This window comes from Tardiphaga robiniae, from assembly GCF_001618955.1.
GTDB classification, from domain to species: domain Bacteria; phylum Pseudomonadota; class Alphaproteobacteria; order Rhizobiales; family Xanthobacteraceae; genus Tardiphaga; species Tardiphaga robiniae_A.
On the sequence record NZ_LVYV01000023.1, the window covers coordinates 60164 to 74883 of the forward strand.

The following is a 14720-nucleotide window of genomic DNA, read 5'->3' on the forward strand; positions in this document are numbered from 1 at the left end:
GTCAGTACGATGCAGCAAGTTTCAAACAGGCTTCGAAGCTCGTCAGATCCTGCCAGAGATCTTGGGGTGCTTCGCGGGGGAAGATCATGGGCGCGCCATAGAGATCGAGCGCGTGGATCATCATCAGATTGTCGGCGAGGCCGAAATTCTCAACGGTGAGCCCATCCGCATCCACCAGATGTCCGTCCCGATCGGTGACCTCGGTCATGCGGCGGACGCGGTCGAGATAAAGCGCAGGGTCGTTGCAATAGCCGAAGCAGAGCTTGCCGTGGCCCGCCATATAGCCGAGCTCGAACACCGTACCAGCGTCGGCGCTGGGACCGCGGAACGGCGTGAGATTAGCGATGATGATGTCGCAATGATTCATCATCGCTTCGTTGCCGTGGAAAATCTGGCGCGAGGCGTCGCCGGCATTGATGTCGATGGCGTTATCGAGCGGGAAGAAACCGCGGGCGCCGTGGCGCTTGCAGAGCGCGACCTTCTGCCGGCCGATCTCGGTGGCATTGGGCAGGAACACGTCGGGGCCTGCGAGATAGATATTCATGAAGTCCCCGTCGTCATGGTGAGCTGCGCCGACATTGACGAGCCAATTCAGACGAGAACGAGGCAATCCGGCTGTTCCCGCCGAATTGCCTCGTCGTATTCTCTTCGCAATTGCAAACGCGATGTCGCGTTCAACGACAGATCAAGCGAGCTTGACCGTCTCGGCCTTGAAATCTTTGCCGAGGGTCTCGAACACCTTCTTGACGATGCCCTTGGAGTCCAGACCCGCCTGGGCATACATCGCCGCCGGCGTGTCGTGGTCCTGGAACATGTCGGGCAGCACCAGCGAGCGCATGCGCAGACCGCCGTCGAGCATGCCGTTGTCGGAGAGCAGCTGCATCACATGCGAGCCGAATCCGCCAATCGAACCTTCTTCGACGGTCAGAAGGATCTCGTGATCGCGGGCGAGCTTCATGATCATGTCGGTGTCGAGCGGCTTCATGAAGCGCGCGTCGGCAATCGTGGTCGACAGGCCGTGGGCGGCGAGTTCGTCGGCGGCCTTCTCACACTCGGCAAGGCGCGTGCCGAACGACAGAAGAGCAACCTTGCTGCCTTCGCGGACGATACGGCCCTTGCCGATTTCCAGGGGAATGCCGACTTCCGGCATCTCGACGCCGCGGCCTTCGCCGCGGGGATAACGCAGGGCGCTCGGTGAATCGTTGATGGCGACCTGGGTTGCGACCATGTGCACCAGTTCGGCCTCGTCGGAGGCGGCCATGATGACCATGTTCGGCAGACAGCCGAGATAGGCATTGTCGAATGAGCCCGCATGGGTCGCACCATCCGCACCGACCAGTCCGGCGCGATCGATGGCGAAACGCACGGGCAGGTTCTGGATCGCCACGTCGTGGACGATCTGGTCGTAGCCGCGCTGCAGGAAGGTCGAGTAGATCGCGCAGAACGGCTTGTAGCCTTCGGTCGCAAGACCGGCGGCAAAGGTCACTGCGTGCTGCTCCGCGATGCCGACGTCGAAGGTGCGGTTCGGGAACGCCTTGTTGAAGATGTCGACGCCTGTACCCGACGGCATGGCCGCGGTGATGGCGACGATCTTGTCGTCCTTCTCGGCTTCCTTGACGAGGCTCTGGCCGAACACGTTCTGATAGGCTGGGGCGTTGGGCTTGGACTTCGACTGGGTGCCGGTGGCGACGTCGAATTTGACGACCGCATGATATTTGTCAGCGGCGGCTTCGGCCGGACCGTAGCCCTTGCCCTTCTGGGTCACGACGTGAAGCAGGATCGGGCCGGTCTCCATGTCGCGGACGTTCTGCAGCACGGGCAGCAGGTGATCGAGGTTATGACCGTCGATCGGGCCGACATAATAGAAGCCGAGTTCTTCGAACAGCGTGCCGCCGTTGACCATGAAGCCGCGCGAATATTCTTCGACGCGCTCGGCACGGTCGGCGATCAGCTTCGGCAGATGCTTGCCGAGCTGCTTGGCGGCATCGCGCAGCGAGCGGTAGGTCTTGCCCGAATACATGCGCGACAGATAGGCCGACATGGCGCCGACCGGCGGCGCGATCGACATGTCATTGTCGTTGAGGATGACGATGAGGCGGGAATTCATCGCGCCGGCGTTGTTCATGGCTTCATAAGCCATGCCGGCCGACATCGAACCGTCACCGATCACGGCGATAACGTTGTTCTTGCCGCCGGAGAGGTCGCGGGCAACCGCCATGCCGAGGCCGGCGGAGATCGAGGTCGAGGAATGTGCGGCGCCGAACGGATCGTATTCGCTCTCGCTGCGCTTGGTGAAGCCGGACAGGCCACCGGCGGTGCGGAGCGTACGGATGCGGTCGCGGCGACCGGTGAGGATCTTGTGCGGATAGGCCTGATGGCCGACGTCCCAGATGATGCGGTCGCGCGGCGTATCGAAGACGTAGTGGAGGGCGGTGGTCAGTTCGACAACGCCGAGACCGGCGCCGAAGTGGCCGCCGGTGACGGACACCGCATCGATGGTCTCCTGACGAAGCTCGTCGGCAACCTGACGAACCCGCTCGATCTTCAGCTTCCGGAGATCTGCCGGAGTCTTGATGGTATCGAGCAGCGGTGTCTTACTAAAATCGGTCACGGCACTATTCCAATTTTACATGTCCGGGACTGCGTCTGGCATCGGAGCCGTCGCGTTTCCGCGCGCCCACCGGACAACCGCAGCCTCCAGAACCGGGAAGCCTGTTTCGAGGCCTTATAATGGGCTTCGATTTTTCAGTGTGATATCTAACATGCTTGGCGGCGACTTCATCTGATCATTTTTGCCAGATGAATGAAGCGCTTATCTACGTTAACGGCCGGCGTTTCAGCCTGCTCGTCAGCGCATAGTCCTAGTCCCTTTACACCAAAGCGATGGCCAAAGCCAACCGCCGTGCCTGCGGGGGTGGCAGCACAATGGCGCTATGGACATTCGCGCGGTGTGCCTAGCCGATGCGCCGGGCGACCGGTTCCGTCTCATGGGAACCCGTGTGGGTGGGGCTCTTGGCGCCCAAATCGAGCTTTTTCCATGCGTTTTCGCGGGTGGTGGGGGGGCCATCGACCAACGCCAAAGTTGTAGCCGGCTGACTGACACGCCCCCTGAGAGGCACAGGTCCGCAAACGATCATGAAGAAATCGTAGGCATGCGGCCGCTCATTGGCCATGACGAACTGGAAGTGCACCCGGAAGAACTTCCAGCGGAACCGGTTGTAATGTTCCGGGCGGATGATTTCGCGGAACCGGACGGGGACGATGGTTGGATTCCGCCGGGCCGGGCCAGCGTCGATCCCGTGACCGGCGATTGGATCGAACGGGAAGAAGTTCATGACGTCCTTGCGGGATTGGCAGTCGATCCAGTCGATGGAAGGCTCCACGGCCAGCAGCCGCAAATTGTCGCGAAAGCCTTGCGCGACTCTATGGAAGCCGACGATCGGCATATTGCCGCCGAGCGTCAGCAGCACGACACGAGGGCCGTGGCTGCCGAGTTCCGGATCGAGCTTCAGCGCACGGGCGAGGATTTCGGAGCCAAGGAACGACCCGGAGCTGTGACCGACCAGCACGATTTCCTGCGCTTTGGTAGACTTGGCGACCTGGACCAGATGCTGCGCGAAGCGGTCGATCCGGGCGTCCCAGTCCGGCCGGTTGCCGTGGGAAAACTGCCAGGTGAAGATCGTGTCGGCCATCAGATAGAGCAGATAGGTGTGCTTTTCGGTGTATTTCAGCAACGTGCCGAGCACGGCCACAAACACCGCCACAGCGCCGCAGCCCACCAGAAATCCGTGTATTCCAAGCGCCTGCAGCCCTAACACGAACAGCCAGGCGATGCCCGCCGACCAGATCGCTCCGTTGAGCAGCAGGACGTGGGGCCAGCTGATGAAGGTGGCGAAGCGCCAATGCGCCTTCCAGAACCGGCCCATCGTGCCGGAGAAGACGAGGCCCCAATAGATGGCGATGGCGTGGATGAGCGTGCGCCAGATCGGCACGGCCAGATCGCGCTGGATCATATCTTCCCAGCGCAGGAAGTCGTAATCGGTCGTGGTCTGCCAGCCGTCGCCGGAGGTTTCGATGCGCCAGGAGGCCGATTCATGCGCGAATTCGCCGTCCGTATGGCCCTTCGGCCGGCTGACCGAGGTCGTCAGACCATAAAGGCGGCCGAACTTGCGCAGTTCGGTCCGAAACATGCGGTAATACTGCGAGAGTCCCCGCGGATCGTATCCCTGCACATAGATGACATGACGGTGCTGGACGCGCACGCTGGTTCCCCGGACTGACGGCGGACTATAAACAGGCCGCGCCATGCGCCAAGCGCTAATTCGGCCGCGGGGTGGTGCGAGGTCTCAGCCCGCGCGATTTCCTACTGGACGTCCAGCGGTTCGGTGCCGATCGCTTTGCCGTTCGAATCCGTGGTGATTTTGTCCACGCGCGCTTCGGCCTGACGCAGCAATTCGTCGCAGCGCCGTTTCAGCGCCTCGCCACGCTCATAGATGGCGACCGACTCTTCCAGCGGCACCTTGCCGTCTTCGAGGCGCTTCACGATCGATTCCAGTTCTTCGATCGCGGTCTCAAACGTCAGCTTCTTGACGTCAGCATGGGTGTTCTCGGCCATTCGGTTTCCCGTGTGCGCATTTTGGAAGGACGGAGTCAAAGATATGTTTGAGGGCGTATTGTGGCGGGTACGTTTTGCGACCTGCGCCCCTTTCAGCGCGATGCCCCCATCAGCGCAGAAACATGGGCTGCGGCCGATTCTTTCAAGCCCTGCAGATCATAACCACCCTCGAGTACCGAGACAATGCGGCCACCGGCGGTGCTGTCGGCGAGATCCATCAGCTTGCGCGTCACCCAGCCGAAATCCTCGGCGTCCAGATTGAGCGACGCGAGCGGATCGCGGCGATGCGCATCGAAGCCTGCGGAGATGATCAGCAGTTCCGGTGCGAATTTCTGCAATTGCGGGAGGATGAGATTGTCGAAGGCAGAGCGAAATTTTGCACTGCCGTCGCCGTCATGCAGCGGTGCATTGACGACCGTGTCGTGCTCACCGCGCTCCTGGGATGCGCCGGTGCCGGGAAACAGAGGCATCTGATGTGTCGAGCAATACATCACCGTAGGGTCGGCCCAGAAAATGTCCTGCGTGCCATTGCCATGGTGGACGTCGAAATCCACGACGGCCGCACGGGTAATGCCGTAGGTGCGCTGCGCATACCGCGCTGCAATCGCGGCCTGATCGAAAAAGCAGAAGCCCATCGGTTTGTTGTGCTCGGCGTGATGGCCGGGCGGGCGCGTCGCGACAAAGGCATTGCTGTGCTCGCCTTTCATGACTGCGTCGGTCGCCGCGATTGCGCCGCCGACGCCGCGCATCACGGCTTCCCAGGTGCCGGGGGACATCGACGTGTCGCCGTCGAGATAGACGAGGCCGCTACTCGGCGCAACGTGGCGCAATTCGTCGATGTAGTGATTGTCATGGCACAGGCTGACCACTTCGAGATCGCCCTTCGGCGCTTCGCTCCGCACCAGCGCGTTGAAACGGTCTTCGCTGAGTGCCTGCGCCACCGCGCGCATACGGTCGGGGCGTTCGGGATGACCGGGCGGGGTGAGGTGATCGAGCGAGGCCGGATGGCTCAGGAGAAGTGTCGTCATGCAAATGGTCCGCAAGCGTGGGGTGCGCTGGTATGATGGGACGATAACCTAGCTGGTCGGGTCAGGTTCCGATAGAGGGACATCGCCGGTGCAGTTCTCGCGCACGACCGATTCACGGCGATTCATCGATGCGGCGCGACTGCGCAGAATTGAAACGCGCATGAAGCGTCGGCGGCTATCAATAGGGACAACAGCATTCTTCAGAGATGGTACACGTATCAATGCCGTCCGAATTCTGCAGCTGCGCGCGCATATGTGCAGGCGACGGTTGAAAGTGGAGGCCGTTGAATTTCATGACGATCATGGACGGATCGGCAAGTGCATGTTGAATATGGCGGCGCTCTTTCTTTCCCTCCCTCAAGCGGCGGAGCCGCGCCGTGGGGAGGGTGGATCGACCGCATCAGCGGTCGAGACGGGTGGGGTGTTGCAATAGGCGACGCTCTCACGTGGGGCACCCCACCCCGGCCTCCACTTCAGCGACGCTGCGCATCGCCTCGTTCGGCCGACCCTCCCCACTGCGCGGCTTCGCCGCTTGAGGGAGGGATATCGCGAACGCCTGCGCGTCTCAGCGTCTTCAACCGTCAAACAGCCACTGCTCTTCAGACATGCGTCATCGCCCCCATTGTTTGCGGCGCGGGGGCGCCGTCGTCTCTTGCATTCCTAGCCCCTTGTGAGAGGGCGTGCGGAACGCCAGGTGCCCGTTGCACCCTTGGGCCTGATGCCGACGCGGTCTTCCGCAAGAGTAATGCATCAGGACTTTCGGAGGCGCCGAGCGATTGCCCGACGTTCCGCATACGGTGTTTTTTCGGTTGCTTGCGCTTCGCCATGGCGAACGATCCGATCACCAAAATTACAGTCCCAAGGCGAAGGGACAGGGTGCCTCAAGCGAGTAAGCCGAACGCGTTTTGACTTGGTCGTCCGTCGCGTGATCTGCAGGTTTCTTCCACCCGAAGGCAAACCGTGCCGCCTGTCCCAGTGGTATCCTGACCACAGACGATCCGGCCTGCCCGAAGACAGCCGTCACCCATGAACCGCGTAACGCCGCATCTTCGGCGTCCACCGCATCCCACCCCGCGAACGTGACGATCGCGATCGCCCCTCTCGGTGGGTCAGGACAAAGAGGAATATAAACCTGATGGGGATGTTGTCAACGAGAGATAGGAAAAAATGTTCGGGCGCTGTCTTGCCGCCCCAAACTGTCATTCCGGGGCGCGGCCGGCACTTGCCGGACGCGAACCTCAGCCACTCCACTTGGAGTGGCAGGGAATCCCGACCTGTTCAGTGCAGAACACTTCGAGATTCCGGGCTCATGCCGGCCCGCTGCGCGGTCCGTCCCGCCCCGGAATGACGAGCCATGATGATTCCGGAATGACAGCTTAGGGCAGACAGTCGTTCCGCTAATCCACCCGCGCAATCCGCCCCAGCGGCATCGGCGACACCGGGCTGTTGGCCTTCATGTAAGCGTTCAGCGCATCGACATCATAGACGCCGACCAGCGGCTGCTGGCCCTCTTTCAATACCGTGAAGCCATCGCCGCCGACGGCCAGAAAGCCGTTCACGGTGACGCGATAGTTGGCCGTGAGATCGATCACCTTGCCATCCAGCATCATGCGCCCGGGTGGAACGCGCTGGCCGGCGGCTGCGCTGTTATCCCAGGCGTAGCTGAAGCCTTTCGAGACCTGCAGGATGCGCGGCCGGCTCGGGGTGTTCCATTGCTGCTCGAGCATCGCCTTGATCTGCGCACCTGTGAGCGTCAGCGTCACCAGCTGGTTGCGGAACGGCTGTGCTGCGAAAACGTCGCCATAGGTCACGCTGCCGTCAGCGGACCTCACGATGTCGGCGCGGATGCCGCCGGGATTGGTGAAGGCGATCACGGCGGCGCCGAGATTGCCGGCCGATGTCGCAGCGAGATGTGCGTCGGCGATGATATCGCCAAGTGGGCTTTCGCCGGTCGTCATGTCGGGCATGCGCGACAGCGTTGCGGTGACCGATCCGGCGGGGCGACGGGCAATCGGCGCGGCTACCTTGTCATAGGCGGCGAGCAAGGCGGTCTGCGCGGGATCGGCGGGATAGGTCGCCGTGCGCACGATGACATTGTCGGCCTTGGCGCTGATGACATCGCGCGTTGTACGGTCGAGCTTGAGGTCGATGGTGGTGACCAGCGTGCCATATTTGTCGCCCGAGGTGACGAGCCGTCCGTCGATCTGGCACGTATAGGCGCGGTGGGTGTGACCACTGACCACGACATCGACCGCCTTATCGAACTTCTTCACAATATCGACGATTGGTCCGGAAATGCCCGGGCATTCATTGTAGTCGCCGGTGGGGAAGCCACCTTCATGGATCAGCACCACGATGGCCTCGACGCCTTTGGCCTTCAGTTCGGGCACCAGTGCGTTGACGGTGTCTGCCTCGTCCCTGAATTCGAGACCGGCAATGCCGGGCGGCGCGACGAGGCCGGGCGTACCTTTCAGCGTCAGCCCGATGAAGGCGACGGGAATGCCGTCGAATGTCTTGATCTGATAGGACGGCAGCAGCGGTTTGCCGGTCTTGGTATCGATGGTCGAGGCGGCGAGATAGTTGAACGTCGCGCCAGCAAACGGATGCGGGCCCTGACAGCCGTCGACGGGATGGCAGCCGCCGGTCTGCATGCGTAGCAGCTCCTCGCGGCCTTCATCGAATTCGTGATTGCCGACCGAGGCGATCTCAAGGCCCATCATCGACAGTGCTTCGATGGTCGGTTCGTCATGAAACAGCGCGGAGAGAAACGGGCTGGCGCCGATCAGGTCGCCGGCGGCCACGAACACGCTGTTCGTCTTGTCGGCGCGGAGCTGCTTCACCAGCGTCGCCATATGCTCGGCACCGCCGGCGGGCACGGTGATCTTCTTCGTCCTGTCGGCGGGATCGTCGATGGTGATGCCGCCGGGGGCAGGGCGCAGATTGCCGTGGAAGTCGTTGATGGCGAGGACGGTGACGTCGACCGAAGGGGGGGATTGAGCGTAAACACTCGTTGAGCCCAGTAAGCAGGCTGCGATCATTGCACGTGCGGCTGTCCTAACCTCTCCCCGCCCTTTGCGGGGAGAGGTCGACGGGCGAAGCGCAGCGAAGCCGGTCGGGTGAGGGGCAGGGCACGATGTCAGCAATTCCGGAAGATCCCTCGGGTCGGATGTCCGCAACTTTCGCTGCGATAAGTAGTCATTCATGCCGTTGTCGTTTGACGTGACAGCGACACGATAGCTCACAATTGCGTTGACGACAGTGCCATGCCCCTCACCCGACCTTCATGCGCTGCGCGCCTGAACGTCGACCTCTCCCCGCCTAGCGAAGCTGCGCTTCGCACGGGAACGGGGAGAGGTTAAGAAAGCGCAGAATCATCACCCCTTCTTGCGCGCGAAGAACGCCTTGAAAGCCGCAATCGCCTCCTGCGACTTCATGCGTTCGCCGAACAGATGGCTTTCCTGATCGATGCGCCGCGTGAGATCCTCGGGCGGGAGTTTCAGCAGCCGGCGCGAGATCGCCACGGCTTCGGCGGGCAGGGCGCAGATTTCGCGGGCGACCTTGCGCGCCTCGACTTCGGTATGGCCGGGCGCAACGACTTCATTGACGAAGCCGGCGGCCTTGCCGTCCTCCGCATCCATGGCGCGGCCCATCACCAGCGCCGCGAAGGCGCGCTGATGGCCCATGGTGCGCGGAAACAGCAGGCTGGATGCGCCTTCCGGCACCAGGCCGAGATGGATGAAGGGCGTCTTGAAGGTTGCCGTGGTCGAGGCCAGCACATAATCGCAGTGAAACAGCATCGTGGTGCCGATGCCGATGGCGATGCCGTCGACAGCCGCGATGATCGGCTTGGTATTTTGGGCCAGCGAATAGAGAAACTTGATGGCATTGGAGGAACGGAATTCGGGGGCTTTCGGTTCGGTGCCGTCTTTCAGAAAATCCTGCAGGTCATTGCCCGCGGTGAAGGCGCCGGAGCCGCCGGTGATGATCATGCAGCGGATATCGGGATTGTTCTGCGCGGTGTCGATCGCATCCGACATGGCGCGATACATGTCCTGCGTCAGCGCGTTCTTCTTTTCCGGCCGGCGCAGCGTGATCACGCGCGTGGCCTCTTCGTCGGTCACGATCAGATGTTCGGTCATGTCAATTCCCTGGCATAGCCCATAGCGCCCCGCAAAAAGCGCGGTTGGCGCGTTTCCTCCGCCGGATATTACATCAATCCGCTGCGGCCGATATGGTGGGCGATGGCTTATGCCAGCAAAACGGCATCGGCCGACATCACGGATTCACTGGAGTCCATCACGGTGCGCTCAAGAGAACCCGCCTGCACCGCAACATTCTCGGCGAAGAACCGCGCCACCGTGACATAACGCGTCGCATCGCTGCCGCCGTCGATGTCGCGCGCTGCAAGCGCCTCGTTGGCCAGCATGCAGCCGCCGAGCGCGGAGCCGAACAGCCGCAGATAGGGCGTGGCGCCGGACAGTGCGTCGTTCGGCGCCGAGGCCAGCTTCTCCAGCAGCCACTTGCTCGAACGCTCCAGCGAGCCGAGTGCGTCGCGGAGTTTTGCGCCGGTGGTGCCGAAGGCGGGATCGTTGGATGCCTCGACGCGCGACACGATGCCGCCAAGTTCGTCAAGCAGCGCCCACACGGCTTCGCCGCCTGATGCCGCGAGTTTTCGCGTGACGAGATCGATCGACTGGATACCGTTGGTGCCTTCATAGATCGCCGTGATGCGCGCATCGCGGTAGTGCTGCGCCGCGCCGGTCTCCTCGATAAAGCCCATACCGCCATGGATCTGCACACCCAATGACGTCACTTCATTGCCGATATCGGTCGAGAAGGCCTTGGCGATCGGCGTCAGCAATGCGCCGCGCGCGGCCGCTTCGGTGCGCACCTTGGCGTCGGGCGAACGCGCGGAGATATCGAGCGCCACGGCGGTGGCGTAGCAGATCGTGCGCGCAGCCGCGGTCATGACGCGCATTTGCATCAGCATGCGCTTGACGTCGGGATGCACGATGATCGGATCCATGCCGGCCGTCTTGCTGCCGATGCCGCGGCCCTGCTTGCGTTCCTGCGCGAAGGCCAGTGCCTGCTGATAGGCGCGGTCGGCGATGCCGACGCCTTCAAGGCCGACGCCGAGCCGGGCCTGGTTCATCATCGTGAACATGCACAGCATGCCGCGGTTCTCTTCGCCGATCAGGTAGCCGATCGCGCCGCCCTTGTCGCCCATGGTCATGGTGCAGGTGGGGGAGGCGTGCATGCCGAGCTTGTGCTCGACGCCGGAGGCATGGATGTCGTTACGCTCGCCGAGCGAGCCATCGGCATTGACCAGAAATTTCGGAATCAGGAACAGCGAGATGCCCTTGGTGCCAGCGGGTGCATCGGGCAATCGCGCAAGCACGAAATGCACGATGTTGTCGGTCATGTCGTGATCGCCATAGGTGATGAAGATCTTGGTGCCGGAGATGCGATAGCTGCCATCGGCCTGGCGCTCGGCGCGCGAGCGCAGCGCGCCGACATCGGAGCCGGCCTGCGGCTCGGTGAGCTGCATGGTGCCGGTCCATTCGCCGGTGACCAGCTTCTCCAGATAGATCTTTTTCAGCTCGTCGCTGCCATGGGCATCGAGTGCTTCGATGGCGGAGAGTGTCAGTAGCGGGCAGAGGCCGAAAGCGATGTTCGACGCGCTCCAGATCTCGGTGCAGGCGGCATTGATCGCCAGCGGCAGGCCCTGGCCGCCGAAGGCCTCGGGGCCGGAGACGCCGTTCCAGCCGGCGGCGGTCCAGCGCGCGTAGGCATCGGGCCAGCCGGGGGCGGTGGTGACCTTGTTGTCGGCAAGCTTGATACCGTTCTTGTCGCCTACGGTATTGAGCGGCGCCAACACGTCACTGGCAAAGCGGCCGGCTTCTTCGAGCACGGCAGCGGTCATGTCGGCGTCGAAATCGCCGTAATGGCCGGCTTTCAGGGCCGCCTGCAGGCCGGCGCCATGATTCAGGGCCAGCAGCATGTCGTTGATCGGTGCTCGGTAGGTCATGGCATCTCGCTCCCAGAAATTCTTTGGGTACACTTTTCAGCTTTCCGCCGTCTTCCCACGAAACGGGCGGCCCCTCAACACGCCAAAGGGCGCATCCGGGGCCCGCTGTGGCTGGGGTGGGAAGCTTCGAACCTTCGTATGAGGAAGCGAAATCCGCCAACTTCTCCAGCATTATCAATGGCTATCCTGAAGGTGACTTGTGCGATACGAGACATTCATGTTGACGCGGATCAAAGGCTGGGCACGACACATCAAGACGGACACGCATGCCGTCTATCTCGCCGCGCGCGATCCGCGGGTGCCATGGTTTGCGAAAGTTCTCGCTATCGCTGTCGCCGCCTATGCGCTGTCGCCGATCGATCTCATTCCGGACTTCGTCCCGATCCTCGGCTATCTCGACGACCTGATCATCGTGCCGCTGGGTATCTGGCTCGTGGTGGCGCTGGTCCCGGGCGAGGTGATGGCCGAGTACCGGATCAAGGCGCGGGAGGCTGCAGAACGCCCGACCAGCAGGTCGGGCATGATCGCCATCATCGTATTGTGGCTCGCTAGCGCACTCCTGATCGGGTGGCTCGGCTATCGCTACTGGATGCGGACCTGATCGCCCACACCCGTCAGAACCTGACTTTCACACCCGCATAGAAGGCACGCGGCCGCGCCGGGCTGACCGAACGTGCGTCTGTGAACTGAGCGCCGCCATTGGCAAAATTCGGCACCGAGTCGGTCTCGAAGAACGTCCCGTATGTCGAATAGCGTCGGTCGAGGATGTTGTCGACGCGGGCGAAGACCTGCACGGATTTGTCGATCTGATACGACGCGTGGGCATTGAACACGGTATAGGCTTCAAGTTTCGGCGCCTGGTTGGAATCGTCGCCGACGAAATACTGGCTGCTGACGAACAGCGCATCAGCCCCGACCTTGAAGGCATCAGTCAGCGCATAATCGAACCCGGCCTTGACGCGGTGACGCGGGATCGCCGGGATCTGGTTGCCAGGCAGGATCTGGACGTTGCCGTCGTCATCCTTGAACGGGCTGTTCGATCCGATCGCGAGCGGATCGAGGAAGCGCGCATCGACGAAGGCATAGCTGGCGTAGAGCTGCAGGGTCGGCGCGCGCAGTGTGATTTCTGCCTCGATGCCCTGCCGGCGCGTCGAGCCGACGTTCTGGAAATAGCCGTAGCCTTGCAGCACCGGGCTCGGGATCGCGAGAATGTCATCGGTGTTGGTGGCGCGGAAGGCGCCGAGCTTCCAGCCCAGCGTGCCGACATTCAGCTCTTTGGTGCCACGCAGGCCAGCTTCTATCGTATGCGAAACCACCTGCTTGAGCGGCGGGTCGGAAATCAGGAAGGCACCGACGATGCAGGGATTGGCGGGGTCGGCACAGCCGAGTTCCAGCGGGGTCGGCGCGCGGTTTGCTTCCGAATAGCCGGCATAGGCGGTCAGTTCGGGCGTGATCTTGTAGGTACCGCCGATGATCGGATTGAAACGGTTGAAAGTGTGGTCACCGTTGAGCGCGGTGCCGATCTGATCCTCGAGCACGATCTGCGCCGTGTTGAAGCGACCGCCGCCGGTGATCGAAAATGCATTGGTCACATCGAACGTATCGAGCGCGTAAATGCCGCCATAGCGATTGGTGGTACGCAACGACACCGGGCCGATCGCGATCGGATCGCCGGACTGACCGAGGGAAATCCCGCTGCCGGTGACGACGTAATCCGGGCCGATCGTGCCGAGTTCGGCGCTGGCCGTGAAGTGACTGGCGCTGGACGAATAGCTGGCGCCCACGACAAAGCGGTTGTTATGGCCGAACAGCTGATCGGTATTGGTCGCCTGCAGGGAGCCGCCCACCGTGGTCGAGCGCGTCGAGGTACGATCATTCTCGCCAAGAACGGCGCCGGGCGCGAAGGGATTGGCAATTTGCGCGCCGTTGAGGCCGTTGGCCGGCGTGTCGTCATTGCCGAAGCACAAGAGGGTCGGATCTTCGCAGGGCTGGGTGCCGGTCGGATTGCCATCCTGGGTCTTGTTCCGGAAGAATCTCAGATGCGCCGCCGCCTCCACCGTCCAGGTCGGCGTCGCCTCGACCTTTCCAGTGAAATTGAGATAGCCGACCCGGTTATTCGAGGTTTGCGGCGTCGTATAGGTGGCGCCATAATTCTGCTGCAGCAGTTCGACCGGAACGGTCGCCGAGGCGCCAAACTTGTTGTTGGCGACGCCCATATTGAGGTGAAGCTCGCTGCTATCGCTGCGATAGCCAACATCGCCATAGAAGCGTCGGACGTCCGATGTCGCGAAGTTGCGGAAGCCCTTGTCATGCAGGCCTTCGAGCGCGCCATAGACGGCGAAGCCCTCGACCTGCTTGCCCCATTGCGCCGACCCCTGGATGCGGCCGAACGAGCCGCCCATCGTGCTGAGCTCGGCTCCCTGATAGTTGAAACCGTCCTTCATCTGGATGTTGACCGCGCCGCCCAGCGCGTTGAGGCCGAAAGCGGGATTATTGGTGACCACGCTGACCGAGCGGATCGCCGCGGTCGGGATCAGGTCCCAATTGACGGTGTCGCCGAATGCCTCGTTGATACGCACGCCATTCTGATAGACCGCGAGCCCCTGCGGCGTACCAGCCACCGGCGACGCCACGAAGCCGCGAAATTGCAGATCGGGCTGGAAGGGATTGCCCGCGACTTCGTTGATCAGAATGCCGGGCACTTGCTGCTGCAGCGCATCAGTGACGTTCAGGGAATTGGCACGTTCGATCGCGCGGGCATCGACATAATTGATACTCGCCGTGACCTTGTCGACGTCGATGCCGGAACGCGACGTCGGCGTGGTCGGATAGACGTAGACCGTACGCGGCCGCTCGGCGACCCGCTGGGTGGCCTGACGCCGGGGGCCGCGTTTGCTGGCGGTGGCAGGGGCGGACACCACCACCGGAGGCAGCACCTGCGGCTCTCCAGGCGGACTTTGTGCAAAAACCGTTTCGGAAACCGGTAGAAGACCCGTCGACAGCGAAGCTACGACCAGCACTCTTACGCGCATCTGTTTCACCCCATTCC

The 14720-nt window shown here is 62.3% G+C and carries 11 protein-coding genes; 2 read left to right on the top strand and 9 right to left on the bottom strand.

The features are described 5' to 3' along the window. Position 1: 1 nt before the first annotated feature. The 5 genes from A4A58_RS17875 to A4A58_RS17895 all read right to left on the bottom strand — a co-directional run bounded on the left by A4A58_RS17875 (position 2) and on the right by A4A58_RS17895 (position 5643). Positions 2–544 carry a nucleoside 2-deoxyribosyltransferase gene (locus A4A58_RS17875; protein ID WP_068734537.1) on the bottom strand — a complete coding sequence of 181 codons (543 nt, stop codon included), beginning with the start codon at positions 542–544 and terminating at the stop codon, positions 2–4. A 141-nt stretch (positions 545–685) separates the two neighbouring features. After that, complete coding sequence (dxs, locus tag A4A58_RS17880) at positions 686–2611, bottom strand: 1-deoxy-D-xylulose-5-phosphate synthase (protein WP_068734539.1); 1926 nt, start codon at positions 2609–2611, stop codon at positions 686–688. 343 nt (positions 2612–2954) lie between these two features. Then, positions 2955–4262, bottom strand: coding sequence for an alpha/beta hydrolase (locus tag A4A58_RS17885; protein ID WP_139069875.1), 1308 nt, complete (start codon positions 4260–4262; stop codon positions 2955–2957). A 101-nt stretch (positions 4263–4363) separates the two neighbouring features. Next, positions 4364–4615 (bottom strand): exodeoxyribonuclease VII small subunit, encoded by a 252-nt coding sequence (locus A4A58_RS17890; RefSeq protein WP_068734542.1) that lies wholly within the window; start codon positions 4613–4615, stop codon positions 4364–4366. Between the two features lie 92 nt (positions 4616–4707). Then, entirely contained in the window at positions 4708–5643 is a 936-nt protein-coding gene (locus tag A4A58_RS17895; RefSeq protein ID WP_068734546.1) for a histone deacetylase family protein, read from the bottom strand. Positions 5644–5731: 88 nt separating this feature from the next. Here A4A58_RS17895 and A4A58_RS30360 point away from each other — a divergent pair, with 88 nt between their 5' ends. After that, positions 5732–6076, top strand: coding sequence for a hypothetical protein (locus A4A58_RS30360; RefSeq protein ID WP_139069876.1), 345 nt, complete (start codon positions 5732–5734; stop codon positions 6074–6076). A gap of 964 nt (positions 6077–7040) precedes the next feature. On the opposite strand, the gene A4A58_RS17900 is transcribed toward A4A58_RS30360, so the two are convergent. The 3 genes from A4A58_RS17900 to A4A58_RS17910 form a co-directional block, all read right to left on the bottom strand. Further along, complete coding sequence (locus A4A58_RS17900) at positions 7041–8681, bottom strand: bifunctional metallophosphatase/5'-nucleotidase (RefSeq protein WP_068734549.1); 1641 nt, start codon at positions 8679–8681, stop codon at positions 7041–7043. 336 nt (positions 8682–9017) lie between these two features. Beyond that, complete coding sequence (locus A4A58_RS17905) at positions 9018–9782, bottom strand: crotonase/enoyl-CoA hydratase family protein (protein ID WP_068734551.1); 765 nt, start codon at positions 9780–9782, stop codon at positions 9018–9020. A 107-nt stretch (positions 9783–9889) separates the two neighbouring features. Beyond that, complete coding sequence (locus tag A4A58_RS17910) at positions 9890–11671, bottom strand: acyl-CoA dehydrogenase (protein WP_068734553.1); 1782 nt, start codon at positions 11669–11671, stop codon at positions 9890–9892. A 217-nt stretch (positions 11672–11888) separates the two neighbouring features. Here A4A58_RS17910 and A4A58_RS17915 point away from each other — a divergent pair, with 217 nt between their 5' ends. After that, positions 11889–12272: a YkvA family protein gene (locus A4A58_RS17915; RefSeq protein WP_068734555.1), complete on the top strand. Its 384-nt coding sequence runs from the start codon at positions 11889–11891 to the stop codon at positions 12270–12272. A 13-nt stretch (positions 12273–12285) separates the two neighbouring features. On the opposite strand, the gene A4A58_RS17920 is transcribed toward A4A58_RS17915, so the two are convergent. Then, entirely contained in the window at positions 12286–14703 is a 2418-nt protein-coding gene (locus A4A58_RS17920) for a TonB-dependent receptor (RefSeq protein WP_068734557.1), read from the bottom strand. Between the last annotated feature and the right edge of the window lie 17 nt (positions 14704–14720).